At 74.0% G+C, this 16,090-nt stretch carries 17 protein-coding genes and 1 pseudogene; 11 read left to right on the top strand and 7 right to left on the bottom strand.

Annotated features, from left to right (window positions below):
* Positions 1 to 12: 12 nt before the first annotated feature.
* Both ACFPZJ_RS25455 and ACFPZJ_RS25450 read right to left on the bottom strand, forming a co-directional pair.
* Positions 13 to 621: a hypothetical protein gene (locus ACFPZJ_RS25455; RefSeq protein WP_381025967.1), complete on the bottom strand. Its 609-nt coding sequence runs from the start codon at positions 619 to 621 to the stop codon at positions 13 to 15.
* A gap of 536 nt (positions 622 to 1,157) precedes the next feature.
* The gene (locus ACFPZJ_RS25450) at positions 1,158 to 2,126 is read right to left on the bottom strand and encodes an alpha/beta hydrolase (RefSeq protein ID WP_381025964.1); all 969 of its coding nucleotides are present in this window, start codon (positions 2,124 to 2,126) and stop codon (positions 1,158 to 1,160) included.
* Positions 2,127 to 2,372: 246 nt separating this feature from the next.
* On the opposite strand from ACFPZJ_RS25450, the gene ACFPZJ_RS25445 reads away from it, so the two are divergent.
* The 6 genes from ACFPZJ_RS25445 to ACFPZJ_RS25420 all read left to right on the top strand — a co-directional run bounded on the left by ACFPZJ_RS25445 (position 2,373) and on the right by ACFPZJ_RS25420 (position 6,263).
* A complete protein-coding gene (locus ACFPZJ_RS25445; protein ID WP_381025961.1) occupies positions 2,373 to 3,071 on the top strand; it encodes a nucleotidyltransferase family protein in 699 nt (232 codons plus the stop codon).
* Positions 3,068 to 3,355, top strand: coding sequence for a BON domain-containing protein (locus tag ACFPZJ_RS25440; protein WP_381025959.1), 288 nt, complete (start codon positions 3,068 to 3,070; stop codon positions 3,353 to 3,355). The genes ACFPZJ_RS25445 and ACFPZJ_RS25440 overlap by 4 nt, the downstream gene beginning before the upstream one ends.
* A complete protein-coding gene (locus ACFPZJ_RS25435) occupies positions 3,352 to 4,119 on the top strand; it encodes a metallophosphoesterase family protein (RefSeq protein WP_381025957.1) in 768 nt (255 codons plus the stop codon). Before ACFPZJ_RS25440 ends, ACFPZJ_RS25435 begins: the two co-directional genes overlap by 4 nt.
* A 257-nt stretch (positions 4,120 to 4,376) precedes the next feature.
* Positions 4,377 to 5,756: an alpha-lytic protease prodomain-containing protein gene (locus ACFPZJ_RS25430; RefSeq protein ID WP_381025954.1), complete on the top strand. Its 1,380-nt coding sequence runs from the start codon at positions 4,377 to 4,379 to the stop codon at positions 5,754 to 5,756.
* Positions 5,741 to 6,043 carry a DUF2267 domain-containing protein gene (locus tag ACFPZJ_RS25425; RefSeq protein WP_381025951.1) on the top strand — a complete coding sequence of 101 codons (303 nt, stop codon included), beginning with the start codon at positions 5,741 to 5,743 and terminating at the stop codon, positions 6,041 to 6,043. The genes ACFPZJ_RS25430 and ACFPZJ_RS25425 overlap by 16 nt, the downstream gene beginning before the upstream one ends.
* Positions 6,044 to 6,098: 55 nt before the next feature.
* A complete protein-coding gene (locus ACFPZJ_RS25420) occupies positions 6,099 to 6,263 on the top strand; it encodes a DUF2267 domain-containing protein (RefSeq protein ID WP_381025949.1) in 165 nt (54 codons plus the stop codon).
* 15 nt (positions 6,264 to 6,278) lie between these two features.
* Here the strand turns inward: ACFPZJ_RS25420 and ACFPZJ_RS25410 are convergent, their stop codons facing one another.
* Positions 6,279 to 7,643: an aminotransferase class I/II-fold pyridoxal phosphate-dependent enzyme gene (locus ACFPZJ_RS25410; protein WP_461096655.1), complete on the bottom strand. Its 1,365-nt coding sequence runs from the start codon at positions 7,641 to 7,643 to the stop codon at positions 6,279 to 6,281.
* A 45-nt stretch (positions 7,644 to 7,688) separates the two neighbouring features.
* Between ACFPZJ_RS25410 and ACFPZJ_RS25405 the strand changes: the two genes are divergently transcribed.
* The 4 genes from ACFPZJ_RS25405 to ACFPZJ_RS25390 all read left to right on the top strand — a co-directional run bounded on the left by ACFPZJ_RS25405 (position 7,689) and on the right by ACFPZJ_RS25390 (position 9,965).
* Complete coding sequence (locus tag ACFPZJ_RS25405) at positions 7,689 to 8,189, top strand: DUF1360 domain-containing protein (protein WP_381025947.1); 501 nt, start codon at positions 7,689 to 7,691, stop codon at positions 8,187 to 8,189.
* 5 nt (positions 8,190 to 8,194) lie between these two features.
* Positions 8,195 to 8,671: an AAA family ATPase gene (locus tag ACFPZJ_RS25400; protein WP_381025944.1), complete on the top strand. Its 477-nt coding sequence runs from the start codon at positions 8,195 to 8,197 to the stop codon at positions 8,669 to 8,671.
* A 95-nt stretch (positions 8,672 to 8,766) separates the two neighbouring features.
* Positions 8,767 to 9,300 carry a DoxX family protein gene (locus ACFPZJ_RS25395; protein WP_381025941.1) on the top strand — a complete coding sequence of 178 codons (534 nt, stop codon included), beginning with the start codon at positions 8,767 to 8,769 and terminating at the stop codon, positions 9,298 to 9,300.
* A gap of 101 nt (positions 9,301 to 9,401) precedes the next feature.
* Positions 9,402 to 9,965: a hemerythrin domain-containing protein gene (locus tag ACFPZJ_RS25390; protein ID WP_381025938.1), complete on the top strand. Its 564-nt coding sequence runs from the start codon at positions 9,402 to 9,404 to the stop codon at positions 9,963 to 9,965.
* Between the two features lie 107 nt (positions 9,966 to 10,072).
* On the opposite strand, the pseudogene ACFPZJ_RS25385 reads toward ACFPZJ_RS25390, so the two are convergent.
* Together ACFPZJ_RS25385 and ACFPZJ_RS25380 are read right to left on the bottom strand one after the other, a co-directional pair.
* Positions 10,073 to 11,084: pseudogene (locus ACFPZJ_RS25385) on the bottom strand (glycosyltransferase family 9 protein).
* Entirely contained in the window at positions 11,081 to 12,160 is a 1,080-nt protein-coding gene (locus ACFPZJ_RS25380; protein WP_381025935.1) for an NAD-dependent epimerase/dehydratase family protein, read from the bottom strand. Before ACFPZJ_RS25380 ends, ACFPZJ_RS25385 begins: the two are co-directional and overlap by 4 nt.
* Before the next feature lie 420 nt (positions 12,161 to 12,580).
* On the opposite strand from ACFPZJ_RS25380, the gene ACFPZJ_RS25375 reads away from it, so the two are divergent.
* Positions 12,581 to 13,939: an MFS transporter gene (locus ACFPZJ_RS25375; RefSeq protein WP_381025932.1), complete on the top strand. Its 1,359-nt coding sequence runs from the start codon at positions 12,581 to 12,583 to the stop codon at positions 13,937 to 13,939.
* A gap of 112 nt (positions 13,940 to 14,051) precedes the next feature.
* On the opposite strand, the gene rfaE2 is transcribed toward ACFPZJ_RS25375, so the two are convergent.
* Positions 14,052 to 15,458, bottom strand: coding sequence for a D-glycero-beta-D-manno-heptose 1-phosphate adenylyltransferase (gene rfaE2 / locus ACFPZJ_RS25370; RefSeq protein ID WP_381025930.1), 1,407 nt, complete (start codon positions 15,456 to 15,458; stop codon positions 14,052 to 14,054).
* Complete coding sequence (locus ACFPZJ_RS25365; protein ID WP_381025927.1) at positions 15,455 to 16,090, bottom strand: D-sedoheptulose-7-phosphate isomerase; 636 nt, start codon at positions 16,088 to 16,090, stop codon at positions 15,455 to 15,457. Before ACFPZJ_RS25365 ends, rfaE2 begins: the two co-directional genes overlap by 4 nt.

Here is a 16,090-nt window from a genome sequence, read left to right as displayed (position 1 = left end):
GACTCCGCAGGTCTACCGGTTGTCGCCGGTGGGCCGGCCGTTGTTGTGCCCGTGCCGATGGGCCGTGTCCCGGCCGGGGTGTTCGGGATGTGTGCCGTGGTGTGCCGTGGCCTCGGCGACCTGTTTCAGCGCGGACGCCGTCGCGGTGTCGCCGACCTTGGCGGGCTGTTCGTGCACGTGGTGTTCGGGCTGGTCGGGGCGGTGTCGGGCGGATTCCAGCTTGTCGCCGGCGCCGTAGCGCGCCGACCGTTCGGCGCCGGGGCCCGCTTCCGTACCGCCGGCCACGCCGGCCGAGGCCCGGTGCTGCTCGGCCGCGGCGGAACCGGGGCCGTCGTCCGCCGTGCCCTCGTCCGGCCGTTGGCCCGGCCGGGGCTGGGTCAGCCATGCGACGGCCGCGCCGGTCAGTGCCACGGGCCACTCGACCACTCCGGCCACGCCGAGCACTCCGGCGCCGGCGTAGACGGCCATGCGGCGGCCGCGTGGCGAGACCGCTCCGATGTGGTCGAGGGTGGTCTCGGCCACCTTGCCCACCTGCTCAGCTCCGGGCAGGTGCCGCAGGCCGGCGGCGACGGCTCGCAACGGCTGGGGAAGATCCGACGACTGTTCCTTGACCTGGTTCATGTCGACCTCCACGAGCGCGTCACCTAGGGCCTTTAACCAGTTTCCCCGCTTTTTGCCCCCTATTCGGCCTTTGCCGGGCGGGAACACTCTGCGGTCTCCGGCGTCCGAGCGGCCGCTGTGGAGTACCCCCCTTACGGCACCTCACCCCCGTGGGGGCCCGGGACATGTCGCCCGGGGGCCGGCGTTGCCGTATCAGCGTCGCCGGTGCGGGCACGGGCCGCCACCACTGGCACCCACACGGGCGGCACCCGCGAGCGCGTCCGCAGGTTGCGTGGGCGTCCATCACCTTCCGGGCAACCGAGGCCGGAAGGAAAGTCAGGCAGACCCTCGGTCGAGCCGATGCCCGCAAGGGACTGGGCAGGCGCTCCGTCGGGCCGTGCCCGGGGAGGGCGCGGCATCGTCGGCGCCCCCGGGACGACGAGCGGCGTCCGGGCGGTCAGGCCCGGACAGGGCCGGCTCCGCTGCCAGGGCCGCGTCGGCCCACCCCACCCGTTGCCGGGCGGCCCCGGAACGGGTGGGGTGGCCCGACACCCCGGTCAGGCCACGCCCAGGGCGTCGCGCAGCACCCCGACCGCCTGGGTGATGGCGGCCTCGGCGGCGTGCGTTTCGCGCAGGGCGTTGAGCATGACGAAGTCGTGGATGGCGCCCTGGTAGCGGACTGCGGTGACGGGGACGCCGGCCTGGCGGAGCTTGTTCGCGTAGGCCTCGCCCTCGTCGCGCAGGACGTCGGCCTCGGCGGTGATGACCAGCGCCGGGGGCAGGCCCTCCAGCTGTTCGGTGCTGGCGCGCAGCGGCGAGGCGGTGATCTCGGCGCGCTGCTTCTCGTCGGTCGTGTACTGGTCCCAGAACCACTGCATGGCGTCCCGGCGCAGGAAGTAGCCCTCGGCGAACTGGTGGTAGGAGCCGGTGTCGAAGGCCGCGTCGGTCACCGGGTAGAACAGCACCTGCTGGACCAGGGGCACGTCGCCGCGTTCCTTGGCCATCAGGGTCAGGGCCGCGGCCATGTTGCCGCCGACGGAGTCGCCGGCCACCGCGATCCGGTCCGCGTCGAGGCTGTGGCCGGCGCCGTCGGTGACGATCCACCGGGCCACCGTGTAGTTCTGCTCGATGGCCACGGGATAGCGGGCCTCGGGCGACAGGTCGTACTCGGGGAAGACGACGGCCGCGCCGGCGCCGACGGCGAGTTCGCGCACCAGCCGGTCGTGGGTGTGGGCGTTGCCGAAGACCCAGCCCGCGCCGTGCAGGTAGAGGATCACCGGGAGGACGCCGGTGGCCCCGGCCGGGCGGACGAGGCGGGTGCGGACCGGCCCGGTGGGCCCGCCCGGCACGGTGACCCACTCCTCGTCGACGGCGGGCTTGTCGATGTCGCCGGCCTGCACCTCGTCCACGGCCTTGCGGCCCTCCACGGGACCGAGGTCGAAGAGGTAGGGCGGATTCGCTGTGGCCTCGGTGAAGGCCTGGGCGGCGGGTTCCAGGACGGGGCGGGGGGCGGTGCGCTCGGTCATGGCGATCTCCTCAGATCGGTGGTGCCGGGGCGGACTCCGTCGGCGGTTCAACCGGGAGTGGCGGCACAGCGTGAATGATAGCGCGCCATTCAGTTGTGTGCAATTGATTTTGCCCGGGTGTCCCGATCGGCGCGGATGCTCCGTGTCGGAGCGGAAGCGCCGGGTACTCAGAGCTCGCACGCAGGCCGTCCCGGGCCCGGCACACCAGGCAGAACACAGACAGTTCCGTCGGCGAATGGAGTGGTCATGACGCAGAACGGTGAGGACGCGACGCTCGCCAGGCGCCCCGTAATCCCCGACCTCCACCTCGCCCCCGAGACACCCGGTCGAGCGCCGGCCGAGAGCCCGCCGCACGAGGAACCCGAAGACTTCCTGCCCCGTGACCGCAACAAGGCGATCCTGGAGGCGGCCAAGCAGGTCGGCGCCCTGCTGAAGCACAACGGGCATCCCTTCGCGCTGGCCGGGAGCGTGGCGGCCTATGCCCACGGCGGCGAGAAGAACCTGCAGCACGACGTCGACTTCTGCATCAGGCCCGAGGACGCGGAGGCGGTGGCGGCCACCCTGCGGGAGGCGGGCCTCACGGTGTACCGGCCGCCGGAGGACTGGCTGATCAAGGCCACCTGCTTCGGGCAGTCCGTCGACATCATCTTCGAGCTGGCGCACCGGCCCGTCAGCACGGACATGCTGGGGCGCGCGGAGGAGCTGTCGGTGGAGTCGGTGCGCATGCCGGTGCTGGCCCCGACCGACCTGCTGTGGAGCCTGGTCGCCGCCTTCTCCGAGCACCACTGCGACTTCGGCGCGGTGCTGCCCATCGCGCGGGCCCTGCGCGAGAAGGTCGACTGGGAGCTGGTGCGGCGCGACTGCGGGGACGCGCCCATGCCGGCCGCCTTCTTCTTCCTCCTGGAACGGCTGAACGTCATCCCCCCGCAGAAGGAGCACTCATGAGCAACCACGGCTCACAGCGGGCGGGTGACGCACCCGCGGCCCCGAACCTGGACTACCGCGTCGCCCACCTCCAGGACCATCTCGCGGGCGGGGACCTCGGTGAGCTGGGCGTACGCGTCGAGGTGCGGGGCGAGGCGGTGCTGCTGACCGGCACCGTCCCCTCGGCCCAGTGCCGTGACGAGGTGCTGCGCCTCGCCCGGGACGAGCTGGCCGGACACCCGGTGCACTGCGACATCGTGGTCACCGACACGTCCTCACCCGACCACGCGGAGGAACTCGCATGATCCGGATCGCCGCCGTCGGAGACATCCACATGGGCCCCGACAACCAGGGCGTGCTCCGCCCCGCGTTCGAGACCCTGCCCGAGTGCGCCGACGTCCTGCTGCTGGCCGGGGACCTGACCCGGCACGGCACGCCGGAGGAGGCCCGGGTGGTGGCCCGGGAGATCGAGGGCCTCGCGGTCCCGGTGGTCGCGGTGCTCGGCAACCACGACCACCACGACGACCGGCCCGACGAGGTCACGGCCATCCTCCAGGACGCCGGAGCCCGGGTCCTGGAGGGACGGGGCACGGTGGTGGAGAGCGGGGACGCACGTATCGGCGTGGCCGGCACCAAGGGCTTCGGCGGCGGGTTCGTCGGCCGCTGCGCCGGGGAGTTCGGCGAGCCGGTGATGAAGGAGTTCGTCCGGCACTCGCGGCACAGCGCCGACCGTCTGCGGGCGGCCCTGGAGGACCTGGACGCGCAGGGCTGCGACGCGCGCATCGCCCTCACCCACTACTCCCCCGTCCCCGAGACGCTGGCCGGGGAGCCGCTGGAGATCTATCCGTTCCTGGGCAGTTACCTGTTGGCGGAGGCGATCGACACGGCCGGCGCCGACCTCGCCGTGCACGGGCACGCCCACGCGGGCTCCGAACACGGCATGACAAGCGGCGGCGTGAAGGTCCGCAACGTCGCCCAGCCGGTCATCGGCCGGGCCTTCCACGTCTACCACCTGCCGGTACGCGCACGCGTGACGACCGGCGCGCCCCCCGGGGCGGTCACCGGCTGAACCCCCGTACCGCTCCCACCCGTCCGCCGCCGGCACTCGCCGGCGGCTTTTCCTGTTCTGGGCCCGCCGCCTCACCCACTCCCTCCCCTCACCGACGCCCTCCCCCGGGCGCCGCCCGCCACGCCCCCGTACTGCACATGGCGCCCCTTCCCGGCACCAAAAGCGCGAACGACGGACGCCTCGGACATCGCCACGGTCGGTCCGGGCAAGACCTAAGGCCTTGCGTCAGCTACTTCCGCCCTCGAAGGAGACAACGCATGGTCCACAGACATGCCGTGGCCGGTCGCGGCGCCGCGCTGGCCGCGCTCGGCACGCTCCTGCTCACCCAGCCCCCCTCCGCCGTCGCGGCGGCCGAACCGGTGCCCGCCTCGGGGCCCGCCCCGGCCGCCGCCCGGACACCGGGCACGGGCAAGCCGTCGGCGCAGGTGCTGCACGCGCTGGAGCGCGATCTGCGGCTGACACCGGCGCAGGTGACGGAACGGCTGGTCAACGAGGCGGAGGCCGGGACCCGTGCGGGCCGCCTGCGTATCGCCCTGGGCGACCGTTTCGCCGGGGCCTGGGTGCGCGGCACCACCGCCGAGGAGCTCACGGTCGCGACCACCGACTCCGCCGACGTGGCCGCCATCGAGGCGCAGGGCGCGAAGGCCGCGGTCGTCAAGAGGTCCCTGGCCGGCCTCGAGGCCGTCAAGGAGAAGCTGGACGCGGCCGCCGCGCGCCGCGACACCGGCGAGACGCCGCTGTGGTACGTCGACGTACCGGCGAACCGGGTCACGGTGCAGGCCACCAGCGGCCCCGCCGCGGCCGCGTTCCTCAAGGCAGCCGGCGTGGAAACGCAGGGCGTACGTGTCCGGGTGATGGCGCAACGGCCGCGTCTCTTCTCCGACATCACCGGCGGCGACGCCTACTACATCGACGGCACCGCCCGCTGTTCCGTCGGCTTCTCCGTCACCAAGGGCCAGGAGCAGGGCTTCGCGACGGCGGGGCACTGCGGCACACCGGGCGCCCGGACGACGGGCTTCGACGAGACCGAGCAGGGCGAGTTCAAAGCCTCCGCCTTCCCCGGGAAGGACATGGCGTGGGTGGGCGTCAACGAGCAGTGGACGGCCACGGCCGACGTCAAGGGGCAGGGCGGGGAGAAGGTGCGGGTGGCCGGTTCGGTCCAGGCGCTCGTCGGGGCGTCCGTGTGCCGATCCGGCTCGACCACCGGGTGGCACTGCGGCACGATCCAGCAGCACGACGCCAGCGTCAGCTACGCCGAGGGCACGGTCGACGGACTGACCCAGACGACGGTGTGCGCCGAACCGGGCGACTCCGGCGGTCCCTTCCTGGCGGGCGCGCAGGCGCAGGGCGTGACCTCGGGTGGCACCGGGGACTGCACGAGCGGGGGCACGACGTTCTACCAGCCGGTCAACGCGCTGCTCGACCACTTCGGCCTCACCCTGAGGACCGCGTCCTCCCCGGCCGGTACGCCCGCCCCGCAGGACGACGGGGCCACGGACGCATGGGCAGCGGGCCGGGTCTTCGAGGCGGGCGCCACGGTCACCCACGACGGCGTGCGGTACCAGTGCCTGCAGACCCACCAGGCACAGGACGCGTGGAGGCCGGCCGGCACCCCGGCACTGTGGCAGCGCGTCTGACAGCCCGCCACCGCCCCGGCGCGGCGCCGTACGAGCGGGCTGACGTGGTGTCGGGGCGTGCGGCACGGGCACCCGGGCGGCAGGACATGGCCGGTTCGACAGGACGGACCCGTCTCACGCGATACGACGAGTTCCTCGCGCAGGTCAGGGACCGAGGTGAGTACGCGGACCAGGACGAGGCCGCGAAGGTCACCGAAGCGGTGCTGGAGGCCCTCGCCGGACGCATCACCTCCGCGGAGACCAAGGATCTGGCCGCCCAGCTCCCCGCCCCGCTGGACGCGAAGTGACGGCCGCGGCGAGCGAACAGCCGGAGTCCTACGGGTGGAGGAGTTCTGTCGGCGCGTGGCCGAGCGGACGGGGGCCAGCGAGAGCACGGCGCAGGGGGACGCCGGCGCGGTGCTGACGACGCTGGCCGACATGGTCTCCCCCGGTGAGCTGAACCAGCTCATCAGTCAGCTGCCCACGGGTTACGCGGTGCTGTTCGGCAGGACCGACCTCGCCGACTGAGGCGCGGGCCCCCCTTCATCCCGCCCCGGCTCCTCGGTGCCGTGCCACGACCCGCAGCGTGCGCACCGGGGAGTCGGCCGCGTCCGGGATCAGCACTCCGTGGTCGACGCCGCTGCGCAGGTAGTCGAGCACCTCGTCGGTGATCACCTCGCCGGCGCCACGACGGGCACGCCCGGCGGATACGGGCTGATCATCTCCGCGCAGATGCGTCCCGCCGCGCGCTCGGCGGGCACGTGCTCGACCGGTGCGTGCTCGACCGGTGCGAAGAACGCCTCGCTGGGCAGTGGCCTGTTCCAGTTCGAGCGCCGAGGGCTCCGGCAGGCGGACCGGCGGGCGCCGTTCGATGGAGTCGGCGTGCTCCACCAGGGCGCGCAGCGCGTCCAGCAGGACCCGTTCGGTGGTGTCGTCGTCGGCGTGGGTGATCGAGGCGCTGATGCGGCAGGTGTCCGAGCCGCCGACATCCACGTGTCGGTGGGTGCGCAGCCACTCGGCCGCCTGCATGCCGCTGATGCCGAGCTCCCGTACGTCGATCACCAGCTTGAGGGGGTCGAGGTCGGCGGCGAGGCCCTCGTCGACGATCTCCCGGCCCATCGGCCACAGGCCGGGCAGCTCCGCCGCAGCGGCCCGGATCCGTTCGGCGCGGCGCAGCGCCTCCTCCAGGAGTTCGTGCCCATGCTCGACCATCTGGCGGCGCCAGCCGTCGAGCGTGGCGAACACCAAGGAGGACGCGCTGGTGGTGCCGAGCAGATCCTCCCGCTGTTTGAGGGCCTCGGGCGACACCCGGTCGTGCTGAAGGTGGAAGACCGAGCTCTGCTCGATGGCGCCGCCCATCTTGTGGACGCTGGTGACCACCAGGTCGGCGTCGGTGTCCCACGCCGGCAGGGCGGGGTGGAACGGCAGATGAGTTCCCCACGCCTCGTCGACGATGACGGGGACGTCGAACTCGTGGCACACCCGGGCCACTCCCCGGATGTCCGCGCATGATCCCCAGTCAGTGGGCGTGATGAGCAGCATGCCCTTGGCGTCGGGGTGCTCCTTCAGCCGGCGTCGTACGTCGTCGGGCTCGGGCGGGTGGGCCAGGTGGCGTTCGGCGTCGAACTTGGGGTGCACCCAGATCGGTTCGACGCCGTTGACGACGACGGCCGCGATGACGGACTTGTGGGCGTTGCCCGACAGCAGCAGCTTCTCGCCGGGCCCGGCGGCGGCCGGCCGCCGCCTCCGACCGGGCCCGCGAGGTCCTGCTCGCGGCGACCGAGGCCCTGGCGTGCACCGCGGCGGACGTGCTGCTCGGCCCGGGCCTGTGCGAGGGGGCCTGGACCCGGCACCGCGCGGCGGCAGGCCCGGGCCGCTGACGTGTGTGGTGGCGGTGTCCCGGGGCACTCGGGGTCCGCCCAGGTGACAAGGGTGATCCCCAAGGGAGGTGCCATGACGGAGCCGGCTTCCGGAGACTCCGGTTACGACGAGCAGGGCGAGGTGCCGCTGAAGGGCTATGCCGCGCTCTCGGGCACGTTCGCGGCGGGCATCGCGCTGTTCGCCGTGACGGCGCGGCGGCGCGGGCTGCGGCTGCCCGACCAGGTGCCGCCGTGGGACCTCGCGCTGCTGGGGACGGCCACCTTCAAAGGCTCCCGGCTGCTGGCCAGGGACAAGGTGACCAGCTTCCTGCGGGCGCCGTTCACGCGCCGTACGGAACAGGGCGAGGGCAGCGAGGTCAGTGACGCACCGCGCGGCGGCGAGGTGCGACACGCCGTCGGCGACCTGGTGACCTGCCCCTTCTGCACGTCCGCCTGGGTGGCGGGTGCCCTGACCGTCACCTACGCCTGCGCGCCGCGGGCCGCCCGGCTGCTGTGTGCCGGGCTGAGCGCGATCACGATGGCCGACTGGCTGCAGTACGCCTGGACCCGCACACAGCAGTCCGCCGAGGACTGAGCACCGTGCTCGACCTGGCCGTCCTCGTCGGGCTCCAGGCGTCGGGCAAGTCCGCGTTCTACGCCCAGCGTCTGAGCGACCGCTACGCGCTGGTCAGCAAGGACGCCTTCCCGCGCGGTGCCCGACGCAGGCAGGAGCGGCAGATGCGGCTGATCGACCAGGCCCTGGCCGCCGGGGAGCCGGTGGCGGTCGACAACTCCAACCCCTCCCCGGAGGAGTGGCGCCCGCTGGTGGCCGCCGGGCACGCCCACGGCGCCACCGTCACCGCGTACTGGTTCCCCCCGGACCTGTCGGGCTCGCTGCTGCGCAACGCCGCGCGCACGGGCCGCGCCCGGGTGCCCGACGTCGGTCTCCACGCCACGTACAGCCGCCTGCGCCGGCCCTCCCCCGCCGACGGCTTCGACGCCGTGTTCAGCGTCCGCTTCGACGGGCGGGGCGGTTTCGACGTACGGCCCGTGGAGGAGGACGCCCGGCCGCGGTGACGGTGAGGGGCGCCTTGCCGGACCGGTGCCGATTGTCCCCGGCGCGGGTGGGGAACCCGGCGACCGCTGTTGCCACCGACATCCTGGAGAGGGCCATGAGTCTGTTGCGCGTGCTCGGCCGTCCCATGCTGGCCTCGATGTTCATCGCGGGCGGCATGGAATCGGTCCGCAACCCCAAGGCGGTCGCCCCGGTCGCCGAGCCCGTCGTGGAACCGGTCACGGAACGCGTCCCGGTCCTGCCGGACCGGACCGAACAGGTCGTCCGGCTCAGCGGCGCCGTCCAGGTCGCGGCGGGGCTGATGCTGGCCACCGGCCGCATGCCCCGGCTGGCGGCGCTCGCCATCGCGGGCACGCTCGTCCCCACCACTTTGGCGGGCCACCGCTTCTGGGAGGCGGAGGATTCCGCCGAGCGCACTGAGCAGCGCATCCACTTCTTCAAGAACCTCTCGATGCTCGGTGGCCTGCTGATCGCCGCCGACGACACGGGTGCCGCTCCCTCCCTGCTGTGGCGCGGCCGGCACACCACGCAGGATCTGCGCCGCGAGGCCCGTCTGCTGCGCCACTCGGTCCGCGCCACGACAGGCCCGGCGGCGACCGCCGGCCGGATCCGGGCGAAGCTCCCCGTCTGACGGTGCCGCCGGAGCCGCGTTAGCCCCTTGGGGACCGGGGGACCCGGGGGGCGTGGTGGGTCCGGCCCGGAACCGCCACGACCTGGCTGGAGGTAAAGAACATGGGACACGGAGGAAACGTCATCGACGAACTGGTGACGGATCACCGGGAGGTCGAGGAACTCTTCGCCAAGATCGAGGGGCTGCCGCCCGGTCACCAGGACCGCAAGCTGTACGCCGACCAGGCCACGATCGAGCTCGTCCGGCACTCGGTGGCCGAGGAGGAGTACCTCTACCCGGCGGTGCGGGAGCATGTGCCGAACGGGGACAGCATCGCCGACCGGGAGCTCGAGGACCACGCCAAGGCCGAGCAGATCATGAAGGATCTGGAGGGCTGCGATGCGGGTGACGCCGAGTTCGACCGGCTCATCGGCATGCTGATGAACGAGATCCGCTCGCATGTGGCCGACGAGGAGGAGAACCTCTTCCCCAGCCTGCGCCAGGCCTGCTCCATGGACACTCTCAACGAGCTGGGCGACAAGGTCCGGCAGGCGAAGAAGACGGCCCCGACCCGCCCGCACCCGTCCGCCCCGGACAAGCCGCCGATGAACAAGCTGCTGGCGCCCGGGGCCGGGATGGTCGACCGGATGCGGGACGCGCTGACCGGCCGCGGCAAGTCCGGCTGACGCCGCCTGGAGCGGCACACGAGAACGCGGAAGGGGCCCGTCGCCGAGGCGACGGGCCCCTTCTCGTGCCCTCTCCGTGCCCGCCCTCTCGCCCCCTGTTTCGTGCCCTACGTCAGCTTGTGCACAGCACGCACCACGTCCTGCGCCGTGGCCGTCACCGCCGCGTCGGCCTCGTCCAGGCCGGCGCCCTGGTCGCCGAGGAGGACGGTGGGCACCCCGTACGGGGCCCGGCGCTCGGCCGGGGCCACCGGGGCGAGCGAGACAACCGGCGTGCCGACGGCCGCCGCCAGGTGGGCCGGACCGGTGGCGCCGGCGACGAGCACGTCGGCGCAGCGCAGCACCCCGGCCAGGGTCCGCGCGCTCGTACGGCCGCCGAGGTCGACGGCGGTGTCCCCGCTGACGCGCCGGGTCAGGTCCCGCTCGTGCGGCCCGCCGGTGACGACGACACGATGACCGGCGTCGGCGAGCAGGGCGACGGTCTGCGCGCACCGTGCTGCGTCCCAGGTGCGGGAGGGCGTGCCCGCTCCCGGGTGCACGACGACGTACGGGCCGTTGCCGGTGAGGGTGGCGGTGTCGGGCGAGGGCAGCACGCGCAGCCGACCGTCGTCCCCGGTCCTCGGGCAGCACCCCAGGGCGGCGGCCGCGTCGAGGGCGGCTTGGGCCTCGTGCCGGTCCGGCGACCGCCTGTGGTGCGCGTCGAGCAGTCCGTCGGGAAGCCCGCCGAGGTGGTCGGCGCCGGTCGCGGCGATGCGGCGCACCCCGGCCCTGCGCAGCAGCCGGGCGGTCGGCAGCGGGCTCTGTTCGTACGGCGTGAGGATGAGGGCCACGTCGTGCGCCCCTTCCCGCAGGCGCCCCACCAGGTCGCCCGTGGGGCCGGTTCCGTCCGCACCGTCTTCGTCTGTGCAGATTCCGGCCGGGGTGAGCGCCTCGGTGCCGAGTGTGTCGACGTCGTCCCGGACCACGACGTCGTCGACATGGGGCAGGAGGCTCGCGGGCGGGCGCGCCGTGGGGGTCGCACAGCAACGTCACCCTTGTGGCCCGCGTGGCCACGGCCCGGACGGCGGGGCCCGCGAGGAGGGTGCCGCCGAACCCCTCCAGGGGAACGACCAGTGCCTTCACAAAAGCCACTCCCCCCGTCCCGGCCCGGCGACGGCCGCCGGGACGTGGTCGGAGCCGCCCGTGAGCGCCACCACGGTGCGTTCGAGACCTTCCTGCCAGGACACCTTCGGCACCCAGCCGAAGAGTTCCCGGGCGAACCCTGTCTCGGGCCGGTGCGGCCGAGGGTCGCCGGCCGACGCCTCGACGCAGCGGAGCGGGGCGTCGGAGCCGGTCAGGTCGATCACCCGGCGGGCGACCTGGGCGACGGTGACCTCCTCGTCCGCCCCGATGTCGACCGGCCGCACGGACCGGCCCGCGGCGACCAGCAGCACGCCGTCGACCGCGTCGTCGACGTAGCACAGGGAGCACGGCGCTGTGCCGTCCCCGGCGACGGTGACGGGCTCTCCGGCCAGGGCCTGCCGGACGAAGGTGGGGATCATCCGGCCGTCGTCGGTGCGCATGCGCGGGCCGTACGGGGCGAACAGGCGCACGATCCCCGCGTTGCTGGCGTGGACGCCGGCGTGGGCGGCCACCAGGGCCTCCGAGAAGCGCCGCCACTCGGCGTACGGGCAGCGCGGCGCCAGAGGGTCGGTGTCGTCGATGTCACCGGCGCAGTCCGTGGAGTCCGTGTCGCGGCCTGAGTGGCCGGGACTCGTGGCAGCGGGGCGGGGCTCGTCGTCGTGCCGGGGCGCGGAGGCGAGCAGGAACCGGGCGTCGTCACGGTCGGCGACGGCCAGGGCGTTGCGGGTGCCGAGGCCGGCGGTGTCGAGGGTCTCCAGGGGCCGTCGTATCCCGTCCTGCGGTGAGGCGGGACCCGCCAGGTGCAGGACGAGGTCGTACGGTCCGGGCAGCGTGTCCGGACAGCGCGGGTCGGCGATGTCGCACTCCAGGAACCGGAAGCCGGCGCGGCCGGTGAGGTGCCCGACGTTGTCGGCGTGGCCGGTGCAGAGGTTGTCGAGACAGTCGACTTCGACTTCTGAATCCAGCAGACGCTCGCACAGGTGCGAGCCGAGGAAGCCCGCTCCGCCGGTCACCAGGGCCCGCCTCCAGGGGGCGGGCACCGCCGGAACGCCGGTGAACGTCGTCGTCGGCCTCATGAGGACGTCCTTCCTCCCCCGTCGTACTTCGCCCGTCGGCGCTGTGTGACGGCGGCCTCACGAGTGCCCCACCCGAGTCGCTTTCATGCTCTGACACCTGGCGCCCCCCTTCCACCCGAGTGACTCGCGGGCTCCGTGAAGCAGGCGAGCTGTGGTCACCGTCACTCCGGCGGGCCGTCCCGAGCGACGTCGGGCGCCTGTGATCAACCACACTCGGGGCAGCAAGTCCCCAGGAACGGACGGGATTTGCTGGGGGCGGGGGCGCCTGCGCGGACCGCGGCGTCATCGACTCGGCGATCTGTTCTGCCACGATGGTCGGCGCCTGTCCCGGCGACGGGGGCCACCGCGCAGCGCAGCCGGTGTTCTCGCACTCGTCGCTCCCCCTGCTGAGTCGTCCGACTCGTCTTCGAGTACCGCACTGTGTCTGCCTCGCCTGCCCCTGCCCTGCCCTCCCCTGCCCCGGAGCCCGCCTCCCCGCCCGCCCGGACCGTCTCGCGTTCGCCCTGGCGGTCGCTGAGGTACCGCAGCATGCGCTGGTGGTCCGTGGCGAACTTCGTGTCCAACGCCGGTACGTGGATGCAGCTCACGGTGCAGAACCTGCTGGTTCTGCAGATCACCGGGTCCGCCGCCGCGACGGGGCTGTCCATGTCCGTGCAGGCCGCTCCGGCCCTGCTGATCAGCGTGCTGGGCGGCGCGGCCGTCGACCGGTGGCCGCGCAAGCTCACGGCCGCCGTCAGCCAGGCCCTCCTCGGCGCGGTCGCGTTCACGACCGCCGTCCTGGTGGCCCTGGACCGGCTGGACATGACGTCCCTGATGGTGCTGGCCGCCGTCACGGGCGTCGTCGCCACGGTCGACGGGCCTGCGTGCGCTCTGCTCGGCAACGACCTCGTGCCCGCCGAGGACGTCCCGTCGGCGATCGGCGTGGGGGCGCTGGTGCACCAGGCGGGGCGGCTCGTGGGAGCCGCCCTGGCCGGTGTGACCGTCGGGTTCCTCGGCACGTCCGCCGCGTACTTCGCCAACGGTCTGTCGTTCCTCTTCGTGGCCTCGGTGATCCCCTTCCTGCGCCCGGCGTTCGGAGCGGTCCGGCAGGCGACGGGCACCAGGAGCGCGCAGCGGCGTGACGCCCCCGCCATGACGGTCCGCCAGGGCCTGGCCTTCTTCGTGCGCCGGCCCCGTCTGCTCGCGCTCGCCGGTGTCACCGGGGTCAGCGCGGTCTTCGGCCGCAACTACGGGCTCACGCTCGCCGTGCTCGTCACCGGGCCGCTCGCGGGCGGTGCCGGGGCGTTCGGCACGGTGTCCACCGTGCTCGCGGTCGGCGGCATCCTCGGCGCGGTGCTCGGCGCCCGGCTGCGCCGGCCGTCCGTGAGACTGGTGGGCGCGCTGGCGGCCATCGGGGCGTTGCTCCAGGTGGTGGCCGGGCTGTCGCCGTCGCTGGCCGTGCTGCTGGTGCTGGTGCTGCCGATGGCGGTGGTGGAGTCCGTCTCCGACACCGCCGGGACGGCCGTCCTGCAGACCGACCCGCCCGCGCATCTGCGGGGCCGGGTGCTCGGGGTGTGGGGCAGCGTCGGCACGGTGTGGGGCCTGGGCGGCCCGCCCGCGCTGGGCCTGCTGATGGAACTGGCCGGTGCGCGCGGCGCGCTCGTCACCGGGGGGCTGATCATCGCCGGCTCCATCGGCGCGGGCTACCTGCTGCGCGAACGCCGCACCCCCGCGCCGGTGGTCCTGCGCACGGAGGAGGGCGATCTGACGGACAAGGCGGCGTTGGGCACGGCTGCCTGACCAGCCGGACGCTTGCTCAGCTGCTCAGCTGCGGGCAGTCGGGCAGTCGTGGGGGGAGGCCGACTGCCCGCAGTCAGATGGGGACCGGCCCAGCCTCGGCCCCACCGCCCCGTCACCCGCCGGACGCCCGCAGCGCCACCGCCGCCGCCTTCGCCGCCCGTCGCGCCAGCAGCGTCGTGGAGCGCCCGTCGAGGTAGGGCAGGACCACCGCCTGCCCGCCCCAGCCGCGCAGCACCTCCGCCTCCGGCAGGTCCTGCACGGAATAGTCGCCGCCCTTGACCCAGACGTCGGGCCGCAACCGGGTGAGGATCGCCTCCGGGGTGTCCTCCTCGAAGACCACGACGGCGTCGACACTGCCGAGCGCGGCCAGCACGCGGGCACGGTCCGCCGCCGGGTTGAGCGGGCGGCCCGGCCCTTTCCGGCGGGTGACGGACGCGTCGGAGTTCAGGCACACGATGAGGCAGTCGCCGATGCGGCGGGCGCTCTCCAGCAGGCCGACGTGCCCGGCGTGCACGAGGTCGAAGCAGCCGCCGGTGGCGACCACGGTGCCGCCACGGGCCCGGACCCGCTCCGCCAGCGCGAACGCGTCGATCGTGGGCTCGTCCGCCGGAGCGTCGGCGGACTCGTTGCGCCACAGCTCCGGGTTGCCCGCGCCGCCCGCCGCGACGAACGCGGCGGCCTCGGCGACGGCCCGTTGCAGCGCCTCCTCCGGAAGCAGCCCGTCGGCCAGTGCCGCGGCGGTGGTGGCGGCGAAGCAGTCGCCCGCGCCGCACGGGTCCCCGCCGGCCCGGTAGGGCGCCGGGACGAGCATCGGCGTGCCGGATCCGGGTCTGGTCAGCAGCACCCCGCGGTCGCCGAGCGTCACGGCGACGCCCGCCGCCCGCCACAGCTCCGCCAGCCTCGCCCCGCGCTCGGCGTAGGCGCCCAGCGACGTACCGCCGTCCCCCGGCCACAGGGCGAGCGCCTCGGCCGCGTTGGGGGTGACGAGCCGGGCGCCGGGCACCGGGGCGTCGCCCTTGGGGTGGGGGTCCCAGACGAGGGGGGTGCGGCGGGCCACCGCCTCCAGGTGCGGTCGCAGTGCCCCGGCCGTGTGGCGGCCGTAGTCGGCGACCAGCACGGCGTGGGCACCGGCCAGTGCCTCGCGCACCGCGTCGTCGGGCTCCCCGGGTTCGCCGCCGCCCCGGTCGATGCGCATCACGGGCCGGCCGCCCGCCAGGATGCGCGTCTTCACCGGCAGGGTGCCCTTCAGCGGGATCTCCAGCAGCCGGACCACGCCGTGCAGGTCGTGACGTACGGCCTCACTGGCGTCGTCGTCGCCGAGGGCGGTCACCAGGACCACCTCCCGGCCGCCGCGGGCCGCGAGGGCGGCGGCCAGTCCGGCGCCGCCGGGATGGCACCGGTCGCCGGTGACGTCGACGACGGGGGCGGGTGCGTCGGGGGTCAGGCGGGTGGCGACGCCTTCGATGTCCTCGTCGAGCAGGACGTCCCCGACGACGGCGAGCGGTTTCGGTCCGGTCATGACACCTTCCCGTGGGTGGTGATCGTGCGCCGCGCCAGGGGCGTGGAGACGACCGTGTCGAAGGCCTCGCACAGCAGGTGGACGGCGACGAGGTGGGTCTCCTGGACGGTCGCGGTGCTGTCGGCGTCGATGCACAGGGCCTCGTGGGCGGCCTCGGCGAGGGGGTTGGGTCCGCGTCCGGTGAGGGCCCACACGCTCAGGCCCGCCTGCCGGGCGGTGACGGCGGCGGCGATGAGGTTGGCGCTGCGGCCGGAGGTGGACAGCAGCATCAGGACGTCGCCGGGCCGGCCGTGGGCGGTGACCTGGCGGGCGTAGACGTGGTCGAAGCCGTAGTCGTTGCCGATGGCGGTCACGCTGGACGTCTCGGCGTGCAGGGAGATCGCCGAGTAGGCGCGCCGCTCCTGGCGGTAGCGGCCGACGAGTTCGGCGGTCAGGTGCTGGGCCTGGGCGGCGCTGCCGCCGTTGCCCGCGGCGAGCAGCCGGCCGCCGTCGGTGAGGACGGCGGCGAGCCGTCCGCCCCAGTCCGCGATCCGGTCCAGCCCATGCCGGCGGAACCGGCCGAGTGCCTCTTCCAGCGACCGGCAGTGCAGGCGCGCGGCTTCGAGCGCGAGGTGAGCGGGGTGTTCGGTCAT

The organism is Streptomyces bullii (genome assembly GCF_042657145.1).
In the GTDB taxonomy this organism is placed as follows: Bacteria; Actinomycetota; Actinomycetes; order Streptomycetales; family Streptomycetaceae; genus Streptomyces; species Streptomyces bullii.
This window is presented reverse-complemented; position numbering and strand designations above follow the sequence as displayed.